At 63.4% G+C, this 13,526-nt stretch carries 13 protein-coding genes; 12 read left to right on the top strand and 1 reads right to left on the bottom strand.

All coding sequences use genetic code 11. From position 1 onward, the window contains the following. Window positions 1–230 precede the first annotated feature (230 nt). From AC3YOG_RS03400 to AC3YOG_RS03370, 7 genes are all read left to right on the top strand, one after another. On the top strand, window positions 231–2,018 hold the full coding sequence (locus tag AC3YOG_RS03400; RefSeq protein ID WP_489934072.1) for an ABC transporter substrate-binding protein: 1,788 nt from the start codon (window positions 231–233) through the stop codon (window positions 2,016–2,018). Between the two features lie 67 nt (window positions 2,019–2,085). Beyond that, on the top strand, window positions 2,086–3,084 hold the full coding sequence (locus AC3YOG_RS03395; RefSeq protein ID WP_489889362.1) for an ABC transporter permease: 999 nt from the start codon (window positions 2,086–2,088) through the stop codon (window positions 3,082–3,084). 9 nt (window positions 3,085–3,093) lie between these two features. After that, complete coding sequence (locus tag AC3YOG_RS03390; protein ID WP_489934071.1) at window positions 3,094–4,008, top strand: ABC transporter permease; 915 nt, start codon at window positions 3,094–3,096, stop codon at window positions 4,006–4,008. 4 nt (window positions 4,009–4,012) lie between these two features. Next, window positions 4,013–5,056, top strand: a complete 1,044-nt coding sequence (locus AC3YOG_RS03385; protein WP_489934070.1) for an ABC transporter ATP-binding protein — start codon at window positions 4,013–4,015, stop codon at window positions 5,054–5,056. Continuing rightward, on the top strand, window positions 5,049–6,056 hold the full coding sequence (locus AC3YOG_RS03380) for an ABC transporter ATP-binding protein (protein WP_173088463.1): 1,008 nt from the start codon (window positions 5,049–5,051) through the stop codon (window positions 6,054–6,056). Before AC3YOG_RS03385 ends, AC3YOG_RS03380 begins: the two co-directional genes overlap by 8 nt. Window positions 6,057–6,063: 7 nt before the next feature. Further along, window positions 6,064–7,026: a mannonate dehydratase gene (locus AC3YOG_RS03375; protein WP_489934069.1), complete on the top strand. Its 963-nt coding sequence runs from the start codon at window positions 6,064–6,066 to the stop codon at window positions 7,024–7,026. A 9-nt stretch (window positions 7,027–7,035) separates the two neighbouring features. Continuing rightward, complete coding sequence (locus tag AC3YOG_RS03370) at window positions 7,036–7,884, top strand: NAD-dependent epimerase/dehydratase family protein (RefSeq protein WP_489934068.1); 849 nt, start codon at window positions 7,036–7,038, stop codon at window positions 7,882–7,884. A gap of 7 nt (window positions 7,885–7,891) precedes the next feature. Here the strand turns inward: AC3YOG_RS03370 and AC3YOG_RS03365 are convergent, their stop codons facing one another. Beyond that, window positions 7,892–8,278, bottom strand: coding sequence for a cupin domain-containing protein (locus tag AC3YOG_RS03365; RefSeq protein WP_172121871.1), 387 nt, complete (start codon window positions 8,276–8,278; stop codon window positions 7,892–7,894). A 244-nt stretch (window positions 8,279–8,522) separates the two neighbouring features. Here AC3YOG_RS03365 and AC3YOG_RS03360 point away from each other — a divergent pair, with 244 nt between their 5' ends. From AC3YOG_RS03360 to AC3YOG_RS03340, 5 genes are all read left to right on the top strand, one after another. Further along, window positions 8,523–9,611, top strand: a complete 1,089-nt coding sequence (locus AC3YOG_RS03360) for an ABC transporter ATP-binding protein (protein ID WP_489934067.1) — start codon at window positions 8,523–8,525, stop codon at window positions 9,609–9,611. 30 nt (window positions 9,612–9,641) lie between these two features. Further along, window positions 9,642–10,934, top strand: a complete 1,293-nt coding sequence (locus tag AC3YOG_RS03355; protein ID WP_489934066.1) for an ABC transporter substrate-binding protein — start codon at window positions 9,642–9,644, stop codon at window positions 10,932–10,934. Window positions 10,935–11,106: 172 nt separating this feature from the next. Further along, a complete protein-coding gene (locus tag AC3YOG_RS03350; protein WP_489934065.1) occupies window positions 11,107–11,964 on the top strand; it encodes an ABC transporter permease in 858 nt (285 codons plus the stop codon). A gap of 1 nt (window position 11,965) precedes the next feature. After that, window positions 11,966–12,784, top strand: a complete 819-nt coding sequence (locus AC3YOG_RS03345; protein WP_489934064.1) for an ABC transporter permease — start codon at window positions 11,966–11,968, stop codon at window positions 12,782–12,784. Next, complete coding sequence (locus AC3YOG_RS03340) at window positions 12,781–13,518, top strand: aspartate/glutamate racemase family protein (protein WP_489934063.1); 738 nt, start codon at window positions 12,781–12,783, stop codon at window positions 13,516–13,518. The genes AC3YOG_RS03345 and AC3YOG_RS03340 overlap by 4 nt, the downstream gene beginning before the upstream one ends. The last annotated feature ends 8 nt before the right edge of the window (window positions 13,519–13,526 follow it).

Genomic DNA, 13,526 nt, shown 5'->3' with positions numbered 1-13,526 from the left:
CTGGCAAGCGGGCGCACAATAGTTATGTTGGTCCTCCAATCACTGGCGTCAGATCAGGATGGAGGCAAACACAAGGAGGTGCAGGGCCCGGCTGGTTTGAGGAGACCGGGGCCCTGCCGGATCACAGCAATGCCGGCCCCGCCGGCTTGAGGTGCGCGCAGGTGCCCGGCGCAGCCATGCCCTCCGGCATGCCGCCAGCCGGCTGGAGCCAACAAGGGAGAGAGCGTTTGATGTTCAAATTTCATGCAGTTGCTGCCTCGGTGATCGCGCTGGGGCTGGTGGCGGTGCCGGTGGCCAGCCTGGCCCAGACCGGCGCGCCGCCCGCGACCGAAATCACCCCCAGCGGCCCCCTGCCCGAAGTGCCGCGCAACCAGACGCTGAACCTGGCCTGGGGCGTTTCGGCATCCTCCTCGATCGGCACCACCAATCCATGGGTGCTGCCCGGCTATACCCATCAGGAAGGCAACAACCTGCTGTTCGAGCCGCTGATGTATTTCGGCATCTACACCAACGAGTTCATTCCCTGGCTGGCCGACAGCATGGAATACACCAATGAGGATTTCACCGCGCTCGAGATCAAGCTCAACGAAAATGCCGAATGGTCCGATGGCGAGCCGGTGACGGCCGATGACGTCGTTTATACCTTTGAAGGCCAGCGCGATTACGAAACGCTCCCCTATCACGCCCAGTTCGCCGACCTTGTCGATACCATCACCGCCAAGGACGAGCTGACCGTCGAGGTGACGTTCAAGCAGCCGGCACCGCGCTTCAAGTTCGAGGTGCTGACCGAGAAGTTCGATACCGGCATCCCCATCGTGCCCGAACACTGGCTGTCCCAGCAGGAGGATCCGACCAAGGTGCCGGGCCTGGCGGAAATGCCCCATTCGGGTCCCTATGACGTCGTCGCCTGGAACGCCAACCAGAAGATCCTCGACCTGCGCGACGACTGGTGGGCGGTCAAGGCCGGGCGCGTCGAGACGCCGGCGGTCAAGCGGGTGGTGGTGGTCAACATCCTCAACCAGCCCATCGACACGGTGGCCCAGCGCCTCGTCAACAACGAGTTCGACTCCTCGGTCGATATGCGCGCCCAGATCATCGGCAATATCTTGCAGCAGAACCCCGACATCCAGTCCTGGACGGGCACGGAAAGCCCCTATGGCTATCTCGACTGGTGGCCCAATTCGCTGTGGATGAACACCCAGCTCGAGCCCTACAACGATGTGCGGGTGCGCAAGGCGGTGAGCCTCGCCATCAATCGCGACCTCATCAACGAGGTGCTTTACGAAGGGGCCGAGATCGCCACTATCTATCCCTTCCCGCTGTACCCCAACCTGCAAACCTTCGCCGACTCGCCCGAAGTGAAGGCCGAGGAAGAAAAATACAGCCCCTGGACCTTCGACCCCGATCAGAGCGCGGCGCTGATGGAAGAAGCGGGCTTTACCCGCAATGGCGATGGGCTGTGGGAAAAGGACGGGCAAACGCTCGACGCCACCATCCAGGCCTTTGAAACGATCCATGGCGATGTGGCCCCGGTGCTGGCCGAAATGCTGCGCCAGGCCGGCTTTGACTCCAATGTCAATTTCGGCACCGATGCCTACCAGAACATGGTGGACGGCAAGGCCGGGTTCTACATGTTCGGCCACGGCGCGAGCCTGTTTGATCCCTTCGAGGCGCTCAACCTCTTCCATGGCCGCTATTCCAATGTGATCGGCTCCTCGGCCGGCAACAACCGCTTCTCGCGCTATTCCAACCCCGAATACGATGCACTGGTGGATGCCATTGCGCCCCTTGATTCCCAGGATCCCGCCTTTATCGAGGGCGCCGCCAAGGCGCTGGGAATCTACTGGCGGGATGTGATCGATGTGCCCGTGATCCAGTGGCTGCACCGCATTCCCTACAACAACCATTATTGGACCAACTGGCCCAGCGCCGAGAATGTGGGCCTGGGCACCAATGGCGCCTTTTGGGCCCATACCGGCCTCCTCGTGATCGCGGGGCTGCAGCCTTCGGGCAACTAAGACTTCCGGCACCCGGGGTGCGCGGCACGCGCGCACCCTTTCCCCCAAGTGTATCGGGATCAGTGCAGTGAACATTCGGATCGTTGCCCGGCGCCTGCTGTATTTTGTGTTGATCGTCTGGGCTGCCTCGACCATCGTGTTTTTCATTCCGCGCCTGTCGCCGCGTAACGCCATTCGCGAGCGCTTTGGCGAACTGGCGCGCACCGGCGGCTTTTCGCCCGCCGATATCGAAAAGCTGATCGGCTCCATGCAGCAGCAATTCGGCCTCGACCGGCCGCTGCTCGAGCAATACTGGCAGTATCTGGGCAATATCCTGCGGCTCGATTTCGGCTATTCGCTCAGCCGCTATCCCATGACCGTCACAGATGTGATCGCCCAGTCATTGCCCTGGACCATCGGGCTGCTGCTGGTCACGACGGTGCTGAGCTTCATCATTGGCACACTTCTCGGCGCAGTGGCGGCCTGGCCGAGGGCGCCGGGCTGGCTACGCTCGACGGCAACGCCCTTCATTCTCCTCACCGGCGTGCCCCCGGTGATCATGGGCATCCTGCTGCTGTTCTTCATCGGCTTCCGTCTGAAATGGCTGCCGCTCGGCGGGGCCTATTCGGTGGGGCTGGTGCCCAACTGGTCCTGGGCGTTTTTTACCGATCTCATGGCGCACCAGATCCTGCCCGCTCTGTCCCTGATCCTGGGCTCCGTAGGCGGTTGGGTGCTCTCCATGCGCGGCATGGGCGTCACCATCCAGGGGGAGGATTACGTTAATTTCGCCGAACACAAGGGGCTGAGCGGGCCACGCATCTTCCGCGATTATTATCTGCGCAACGCGCTGTTGCCCCAGGTCACGGGCCTGGCCCTGGCGCTGGGCACGGTGGTCACCTCGGCGGTGATCGTCGAAGGGCTGTTCGGCCTGCCCGGCATCGGCACGGCGCTCAACCTTGCCATCCGCGCCAACGATTTCCCGGTGATCTACGGGATCGTGCTGTTCATCACCATTGCCATCGCACTGCTGATGACGCTGCTCGAATTCGTTTATCCGCTGCTCGATCCGCGCATTCGCAACAGCTAGGAGCCCGCCATGACCCTCGTCAATGCTACGGGCGTGCCGGTGAGCCCAACCCTGCCGACCCAGCCCTCGCGCGTGCGCCTGACGCTCCGCTATCTCCGGCGCAACAAGGGGCTGGCGCTCGGCGCCGCCATCCTCCTGGCGCTGGCCCTTTTCACCATTATCGGGCTCATCCTCATCGATCCCAAAAAGGCCTATCCGCTGTCGGCTGCGCTCAAGCAGCCCCCCAGCCTCAAATATCCCTTCGGGACCGATTTCTTTGGCCGCGACCTGCTCGCGGCCATGGTGGTGGGCACCTGGCAGACCGCCTTTATCGGCCTTCTCGCCGGCGGCATCGGTACGCTGGTGGGCGTGGTGCTGGGCTTCACCGCCGCCTATTTCGGCGGCTGGATCGATGGCACGGTGCGCACGGTCTGCCAGATCCTGACGCCCATTCCGGTGCTGCTGATCCAGGTCGTGGCGGCCGGCTCGCTCGACAAGCGCGACGTCACCATCGTCACCATGGCGATCATTGTCGCCATGCTGGCCTGGATGGGCCCAACCCTCGTGATCCGGGCGCAAGTGCTGACCATGAAGGAGCGCCAGTTCGTGGCCGTCGCCAAGCTTTCGGGCGTTTCGGACATGGGCATCATCTTCAAGGAAATCCTGCCCAATCTCCTGCCCTTCATCGCCGCCGCCTTTGTCGGCCAGGTCTTTGCCGCCGTGTTCGCCTCCTTTTATCTCGCCGTTCTCGGCCTCGGGCCCCTGCGCGAGCCGCTGTTGGGCAACATCATCTGGGCCGCCCAGAGCCAGGGCGCGTTCTTCAATGGCTGGTGGTGGTGGCCGCTCGAGCCGGCCTTCGCCATGATCCTGATCCTGGGGGCGCTGGCCCTGGTCAATATGGGGCTGGACGAGTTGGCCAATCCCCGCGTCAGAAGGACGGAGTAGCGAAATGGCTGCCGTGACCCTCGACCCCCTAAGCGCGCCAATGCCCCATGCCGGGGTCTTGGCGCAGCCCGCGCCCTGCCCGGTGCTGCGCGTCAACCAGTTGGCCGTCACCTATTACACCGATCTTGGCCGGGCCCGCGCGCTCGACGATGTCAGCTTCACCCTCAATGCCGGCCAGAAGCTGGGCATGGTCGGAGAGTCGGGCTCGGGCAAGAGCACCTTGGCGCTGGCCATGATGCGCATGATCAAGCCCCCCGGACGCATCGAGGGGGGTGAAGTCTTTGTGGGCGACACCGAACTCATGGGCTTGAGCGAAGAAGCCATGCGCCGCGCGCGCCTGAGCAAAATCGCCTATATCCCGCAGGGGGCGATGAACTCGCTCAACCCCGTGATCCGCATCGGCGCGCAGATGGTCGATGCCATCAAGGCGCATCTGCCGGGGGAAAGCCGCTCGGCTATCCAGGATCGCTGCCGTCAGGCGCTGCGCTCGGTCGATCTCGATCCAGGCGTCTTCAACATGTATGCCCATGAGCTGTCGGGCGGCATGAAGCAGCGGGTGTGCATCGCCATTGGCGTGCTGCTCGAGCCCAGCGTCATCATCGCCGATGAGCCCACCAGCGCGCTCGATGTGGTCACCCAACGCCAGGTGATGGAAACCATCGACCGGGTGCAAGACCAGATCGGCGCCGCCGTGATCCTGATCGGCCACGACATGGGGCTCATGGCCCAGTTCGTCGATCGGGTGGCGGTGATGTATGCGGGCCGGCTGGTGGAAATCTCGAGCGTACGCGAGATGTTCACCGATCCCAAGCACCCCTATGCCCGCGCCCTGATCTCGAGCCTGCCCAATCTCGACAATCGCGGCGTGTTCCAGGGCATTCCGGGCCTTGCCCCTTCGCTGCTGCGCATTCCCAGCGGCTGCGCCTTTCACCCGCGCTGCCCCTTTGCCATGGACGTCTGCACCACGGTGCGGCCCGAAGTGCTGGAACTGGAAGGTGGCCGCCGCGTCGCCTGCCACCTGTTTGACGCGGAGGCCCGCCATGGCTGAATTGCTCGAGCTGCGCGGGGTCTCGAAAGTCTATACCCGCGGGCTGACCCATTCCCATCCTACCGTGGCGCTGCGCGAAATCTCGCTCACCCTCAAGGAGGACGAGCCCACCATCCTCACCGTTGCTGGCGAAAGCGGCAGCGGCAAGACGACGCTCGCCATGTTGCTGCTGGGCTTCATCAGCCCCACAATGGGGGAAATCCTCTACAAGGGGCGCAACATCACGACGCTGACCGGCCCCGAACGGCTGGCCTATCGGCGGGAAGTGCAGGCGGTGTTCCAGGATCCTTTCGCGGTCTTTAATCCCTTCTATACCGTCGATCACCTGCTGAGCGTGCCCATCAAGCGCTTCAAGCTGGCAAGCACAAGGGCTGAGGCGCGGGCGCGCATGGAAGAAGCGCTCAATGCCGTGGGGTTGCGCCCCGAAGACGTACTCGGGCGCTTTCCCCACCAGCTTTCGGGCGGGCAGCGCCAGCGCATCAATGTCGCCCGCGCCTTGTTGCTGAAGCCGCGCCTGCTGATCGCCGACGAGCCGGTGTCCATGGTGGATGCCTCGCTGCGCGCCACGATCCTCGAAACCCTGCGCAACCTGCAGCGCGATTATGGCGTCTCGATCATCTACATCACCCATGATCTGACCACCGCCTACCACATCGCCAAGTCGATCATCGTCCTGTACCGGGGCGGGGTGATGGAGGCGGGGGATGTCGATCGGGTGATCAAGTCGCCCCAGCATCCCTATACCCAGCTGCTGGTCGATTCCATTCCCTGGCCCAATCTCGAGCAGCGCTGGGGCGAGCAATCGATCATGGCGCGCGAAAGCACCGCGCCCCCGCCCGGCGCTTGCCCCTTCATGCCGCGCTGTCCCAAGGCCATGCCGATATGCGCCAGCCGCCCGCCGCTGTTCCAGATCAATCCGCACCAGGCGGCCGCTTGCTACCTGCATGAGCGGCAGCCCCAACTCGTGGCTGAAAAGCTCTCCGAACTCCTGCCTGCCTGAGAACCCTATGCTCGAGATCGCCGAATTCATCAGCCCCACGCCATCGCCGGTCTGGCAGCTTGCCCGGCAGGCCGGGGTCAATCTTGCCGTGGGCGGGCTGCCCTTTGACAGCTTGCGCCCGGGGGAAAGGCTGGGGGACCTCGCCCCGCTCAGCCGCATGCAGCAAAGCTACGGGGATGCCGGCTTTGAGCTGCGCGTCATCGAGGCACGCCCGCCGCTTAATCTGGCCAAGCGCGGCTTGCCGGGGCGGGACAAAGAGATCGATGTCGTCTGCGAACTCCTCACCAGCATGGGCAAGCTTGGCATCGGGGTCTGGTGCTATGAATGGATGACCGATTTCAACTGGGTGCGCACCAATATGGCGACGCCCTCGCGCGGCGGCTCGGTGGTCACGAGCTTCAATCTCGATGATGTCCCCGAGGACCTGACGAGCAACCCGCCCATCGGCGAGGAAGCGCTTTGGGAGAACCTCGATTATTTCCTCAAGCGGGTGCTGCCGGTCGCCGAACAAGCCGGGGTCAAGCTCTCCATGCACCCCGACGATCCGCCGATCACCCCAATTCGTGGCGTCAGCCGCATCATGCGCAGCATCGAAAACTACCAGCGCCTCTTGGCCACGGCGCCCAGCCCGATGAACACCATTACCCTGTGCCAGGGCAATTTCACCCTGATGACCGATAACCTCCCCCGCGAGATCAGGCGCTTTGGCGACAAGATCTCCTTTGTGCATTTCCGCGATGTGCGGGGCGTGCCCACGCGGTTCGAGGAAACCTGGCACGACGACGGCAAGACCGACATGCTCGCCTGCATGCAGGCCTATCGCGATATCGGGTTCAGCGGCGTGCTGCGACCCGATCACGTGCCCACCGTTGCGGGCGACAGCAACGATAATGCCGGCTATTCCGCCTTTGGGCGGCTTTACGCCATTGGTTACATCCGCGGCCTGCACGAGGCCGTTTATGCGCAATAGGTCAGATCCATGAGAATTGCAGTTACCGGCGCCAGCGGCGGCATTGGCCGCGCCATTGTTAAAGAGGCCGAGGCCCGCGGCCACACGGTGGTCGGCATCGATCGGGTCGAGCACCCCGATGTCGTGGCGAGCGGCGAGCGCCGCTTCGTTCTGGCCGACATGGACAATTACGATGCCCTGCTCGATGCCTTTGCCGGCTGCGATGCGGTGATCCACATGGCCGCCATTCCCTCCCCCGGCCGCCACCCCGATCACATCGTGCACAACAACAATGTGGTGGGCAGCTATAATGCGCTCCAGGCCGCCGTCGAGAACGGTATCCGGCGTGTCTGCCAGGCCTCGAGCGTCAATGCCATCGGCCATTCCTTCAGCCGCGCCCCGCGCTATGATTATTTCCCCATCGATGAGAGCCATCCCAATTACGCCGAGGACCCCTATAGCCTCTCCAAATGGATCTGCGAGCAGCAGGCCGACGCCTTTATCCGACGCTATCCGGAGATGGTAATCGCCTCCATGCGCTTTCATTATGTCTGCGACGATCGCTCCATCGCCAAGGCGCTCTATGACCCCAATCCCGAGATCGCCAAGCATCTCTGGGCCTATACCAGGCGCGATGCGGCGGCCGATGCGTGCCTCTTGAGCCTCGAAGCTTCCATCGAGGGTCACGAGGCCTTCTATATCGTGGCAGCAGACACGATTTCGGATACCCCCAGCCGGGAGCTGGCGCGCCAGTATTTTCCGCAAATTCCGCTGCGCGATGGCTGGGGCGGGCACCAGAGCTTTTTCAACTCGGCCAAGGCCGAGCGCATGCTGGACTGGCGGCACGGCCATGTGCCGCCCGAGCGCGTGACCGACTAGGATCGCGCTAGAGGTCGGCCTGCAGCCATTGGGGTCCGAGATGGATGTCGATGGTTTGCAGCCGGCCCGGCCCCAGATTCTCGAACCGGTGCGGCAGCCCCTTGGGGCCGAGCACGACCTCGCCAGCTTCCGCGTCGATCACCGCATCGCCCACGTAAAAGCGCCCGCGCCCTTCCACCACGACGAAGAGCTCGTCATAGGGGTGGACATGCAGGGCCGGCCCCGTGCCCACCGCCTCATTGCCATAGGCGAGGATCGTGGTCGTGGTGCCCAGGGCCTCGCCCGGAAGGTGACCGCGCCAGGGGCCGGGCTGGGTCGGGTCGAACAGCTGCTGCTTGGCCGGGGCGCGCCCGTCCGGCACTGCGGCGCTGGGATCGATGCTGAGTTTTGCCATTGCTGTTGCACTTCAAGGTTAGTTGCTCATGCATTAATGGGCCCGTGCACCAAGACTGCCAAGAGGAAGCAGCTAGTGCATAGGCTTTGAGCTCAATTGCGCCCAAATTAGGCACAAGCAGATGCTGCCGTTCTGTTGTGCAGATTTGCGCGGCTAAATTGGCGATCAAGTGCAAGGACTTACCCGTCCAAACAAGGATTGGCACAACTGATGCATGACAGTTCCCGACAAAGGGAGCTGCGCAATGTCCAAGTCTGCCGAGATCGATCTTGCTTCTGTCTCCAAGATCTACGGCAAGACCACGGCCGTCGACAGCATCAGCCTCAAGATTCCCGGCGGCAGTTACTGCTGTCTGCTCGGCCCTTCGGGCTGTGGCAAGACCTCCACCCTGCGCATGATTGCCGGGCACGAAACCGTTTCAATCGGGGACATTGTTCTGGGCAAGCAGGTGGTGACCGACCTGCCGCCGGCCAAGCGCGGCACGGCGATGATGTTCCAATCCTATGCGCTGTTTCCCCATCTCGATCTCGTCGACAATGTCGCCTTCAGCCTCAAAATGGCGGGGGTGGACAAGCCGACCCGGCGCGCGCGAGCGTTCGAGCTGCTCAAGCTCATGCAGATGGATGCCTATGCAGACCGCCGTCCCGGCCAGCTTTCGGGCGGCCAGCAGCAGCGCGTGGCGCTGGCGCGCGCGCTGATCACCGATCCCGAAGCGCTGCTGCTCGACGAGCCGCTTTCGGCGCTCGATCCCTTCCTCAAGATCCGCATGCGCGCCGAGCTCAAGAAACTGCAAAAGCAGCTCGGCATCACCTTTGTCCATGTCACTCACAGCCAGGAAGAAGCCATGGCGCTGGCCGACCTTGTCGTGGTGATGAGCAATGGGCGGATCGAGCAGGCCGCCACCCCGCGCGAGGTGTTCGAGCGCCCGGCGACTGCCTTTGTTGCCCGCTTCATGGGCGATCATAATGTGATTTCGGGCAAGGTCACCGGCGCCGGCGACGGCCTGGTGGATTACACCGTGGTCGGCGGCGGCAGCTTTTCCGCCACCGGCGCACCCCTGCCGGTGGGCGCCGATATGGATGTCGCCGTGCGCACCGACCATGTGCGGATCGGGGACAGCCCGCAGCCGGGCCTGGGGTTCACCGGGCTCATCTCCAACATCGAATATCGCGGCGCCACGGTGAAGCTCACCGTGGAGGGCGCCGGGATCAGCGAATTCACCGCCATCATCACCGACACCGCCTTTTACGCGACCCCGGTCGCGGTGGGCGATGCGGTGCCCCTTCATTGGGATGCCGCGGACGCCATCGTCCTCGCCCGACCCGATGCCTAACCGTCCATCAAACCAACAGGGAGACGTGCCATGACCGCCAAGAGTGACATCAAGTCCGGTGTCAGCCGCCGCAACTTTCTCAAGACCAGCGCTGCCGCCGCGGTCGGCGCCAGCCTGGGTTCGGGGGCAATTACAGGCTTTCCCACTATCTGGGCGCAAAACCCCATTACCCTGCGCCAGTTCGGCACCGGCGTGAGCAACCTCAACGCCATTGCCGAAAAGTGCAAGGAAGACCTCGGCATCACCATCCAGATGACGGCCACCGACAGCGATGCGGCCGCCCAGCGCGCCGTGACCCAGCCCGACAGCTACGACATCGCCGATGTGGAATACTGGATCCTCAAAAAGGTCTTTCCGGCCGGCGTCATCCAGCCCATGGATATCAGCCGGCTGACGCATTACGACCAGATCGTGCCGCTGTTTAAGACCGGCAAGCTGCTGCCCGACAGCGTCATCGCCCAGGGCACAGCGCCCCATACGGTTGGCTTTGTGGAAGGCCCCGACAGCCGCGACTTCGCCAAGGGCGAAACGGACTGGTTCACCATGGTCCCCACCATCTACAATGCCGATACGCTGGGCATCCGGCCCGATCTGGTGGGCCGCGAGATTTCCTCCTGGGCCGATATCATGGACCCCGCCTTCAAGGGCAAGTCGGCCATCATCAACGTGCCCTCGATCGGCATCATGGATGCGGCCATGATCATGGAAGCCATGGGGCTCATCACCTATGGCGACAAGGGCAACATGACCACCGAGGAGATCGATGCCACCATCGATTTTCTGATCAAGGCCAAGCAGGACGGCCAGTTCCGCGCCTTCTGGAAGAGCTTTGACGAAAGCGTCAACCTGATGAGCTCGGGCGAAGTGGTGATCCAGTCCATGTGGTCGCCCGCCGTCGCCGCAGTGCGCTCCAAGGGCATTGCCTGCACCTACCAGCCCCTCAAGGAAGGCTATCGCTCATGGGGCGGCGGCATGGGGCTGGCGGCGCACCTGTCGGGCGCCCAGCTCGACGCGGCCTATGAATATATCAACTGGTACACCTCGGGCTGGGTCGGCGGCTATCTCAACCGGCAGGGCTATTATTCGGCCAATATGGAGACGGCCAAGCAGCACATGACCCCCGACGAATGGGGCTTCTGGATCGAAGGCAAGCCCGCCCAGGGCGACATCCTTGCGCCCGATGGCACCGTGATGGAAAAGGCCGGCGCGGTGCGCGATGGCGGCTCGTTCGAAGAGCGCATGGGCAAGGTCGCCTGCTGGAACTCGGTAATGGACGAGGACCGCTATATGGTCCGCCGCTGGAACGAGTTCATCGCCGCCTGATGCCTCAGCCTGTCTGGCAGGCTCTTGCCACATTCACCGATGCGGCACCTCCCCCTTGACGGGGGAGGTTGGGTGGGAGTGGCGGGAGCCTCGATTTCCGGGCTTTCCACCCCCACCCTTGATCCCTCCCCGCGAGGGGGAGGGTGTCGACTGCAACTGCAGGAGCATTCCAATGAACGCTTTGCTCGCCCGCGCCACGCCTTATCTGCAGGCGACGCCGCTGTTGTTGATCCTCGGCTTTTTCCTTGCCCTCCCGATCCTGCTGCTGCTGGTGGTCAGCTTCTGGGATTATGACTTTGCCGGCATCTATCCCGATTTCCTCACCCTCAACTATGCCGAAGCGCTGGGCTCCTGGGTCACCTGGCGCATCTATGTCAATACGCTCAAATATGCCGTCATCGTCTGGGCGATCACCGCTTTTGTGGGCTTCTGGGTCGCCTATTTCCTCGCTTTTCATGTGCGCACCGCGACCATGCAGATGGTGCTGTTCCTCATCTGCACCGTGCCGTTCCTCACCTCCAACATCATCCGCATGATTTCCTGGATCCCCGTGCTGGGGCGCAACGGGCTGATCAATTCGGGGCTGACAGGAGCGGGGATCATCGAACAGCCTATCGAGTGGCTGTTGTATTCCGACTTCGCCGTCGTGCTCGCCATGGTCCATCTTTATACGCTCTTCATGGTCACCCCGATCTTCAACGCCATGATGCGGATCGACAAATCTCTCGTTGAAGCGGCGCGCGATGCCGGCGCCAAGGACTGGCAGGTGATCTGGAACGTGGTGCTGCCGCTGGCCAAGCCCGGCATCGCCATCGGCACCATCTTTGTCGTCACCCTGGTGATGGCCGATTTTTCCACCGTGCAGGTGATGAGCGGGGGCCAAAGCGCGTCGGTAGCGCTGATGATGCGCAACCAGATGAGCCTGCTGCAATATCCGGCGGCCGCCGCCAACGCGATCGTGCTGCTGGTGCTGGTGCTGCTCATGGTCGCGGGCATGCTGCGCATCGTTGATATTCGCAAGGAGCTCTAGGATGGAACGCGAAAAGCGCAGCCCCGGCTTTTACCTGCTGGCCGGCTTTTTCGGCCTCTTTGTGCTGTTTCTCTACGGCCCTTTGTCGGCCGTGTTTATCCTCAGCTTTCAGGGGCCGCAGGGCGGGCTGACCTTTCCGCTCAATGGCGTGTCACTGCGCTGGTTCCAGAACCTGTTCGAGACCCAGGCGGTGGGCGATTTCGGCGCCAGCTTCGGGCGCTCCTTTGCGCTTGGGCTGATGGTGATGGCGGGCACCGTGCTGGTCTCGTTGCTGGCAGGGTTGGCCTTTCGCCGCCGGTTTCTTGGCGCAACGCCCCTCTTCTACCTGACGGTCGCGAGCCTCGTTGTGCCCTCCATCATCGTTTCGCTCGGCATCGGCGTGTTGTTCCAGCAGATCGGCTGGCGCCCCAACTGGTTCAGCTCCGGATTTGGCGCGCATCTGACCTGGACGCTGCCTTTTGGCGTGCTGATCATGTTTGCGGTGTTCAACCGCTTTTCCCCCAGCTACGAGGAAGCCGCGCGCGATCTGGGGGCCAGCAACTGGCAGGCCTTTCGCCATGTCGTCTTGCCCATGATCGCACCCAGCCTGATCGGCGTGGGGCTTTTCGGTTTCTCGCTGAGCTATGACGAGTTTGCCCGCACGCTGATGACCTCGGGCAGCGCCAACACTTTGCCGCTCGAAATCTACGGCATGACCACCAACGTGACGACCCCGGTGCTCTATGCGCTAGGGACGGTCACGACACTGTTCTCGTTCCTCGTGATCCTCGTGACCCTGAGCACCATCCTCTGGATCAACCGCCGGCGGGTGCGGGCATGAACCGCATCGCCGTCATCAATCCCAACACCACCGCCAGCATGACCGCGACCATTGCCGCAGCGGCCCGGCTGGTGGCCGCGCCCACGACCGAGATCGTGCCGCTCACCTCTTCCATGGGGCCGGTCTCCATCGAAGGCTATTACGACGAAGCCTTTGCCTTGCCTGGATTGCTGCGCGAGATCGGCCAGGCGGAGGGGGAGGGGGCCCGGGCCGCAGTGATCGCCTGTTTCGATGATACCGGGCTCGATGCCGCCCGAGCCATGGCCACCATTCCGGTGCTCGGCATTTGCGAAGCGGCGCTCGCCACCGCGGCCTTCCTCGCCAAGCGCTTCACGGTCGTGACCACCACCGAGCGCTCGCGCGTGCCCATCGAGGAGCTGGCGCAGCGCTATGGCATGTCCTGGCGCGCCCGTATCCGCGCCGCCGACATTCCGGTCCTGGCGCTCGAGGATCCAGCCTCGGGCGCGCGCGAGCGGCTACGGGCGGAAATTGATCGTGCCATCAGCGAGGACAAGGCCGAGGCCATCGTGCTGGGCTGCGCGGGGATGGCCGACCTGGCGCGGGCGCTGCAGGAGGAACTCGGGCTGCCGGTGATCGATGGCGTGGGCGCCGCGGTCAAACAGGCCGAAGCGCTAATCGCGCTGGGCCTGCGCACCAGCAAACGCTGCAGCTATGCCCCGCCCCTGCCCAAGCCCTACAAGGGCGAACTCAGCGCTTTCGCGCCACGAGAATAGAGGAGCGA

This window comes from Devosia sp. Z6_126, from assembly GCF_058133495.1.
This window is presented reverse-complemented; position numbering and strand designations above follow the sequence as displayed.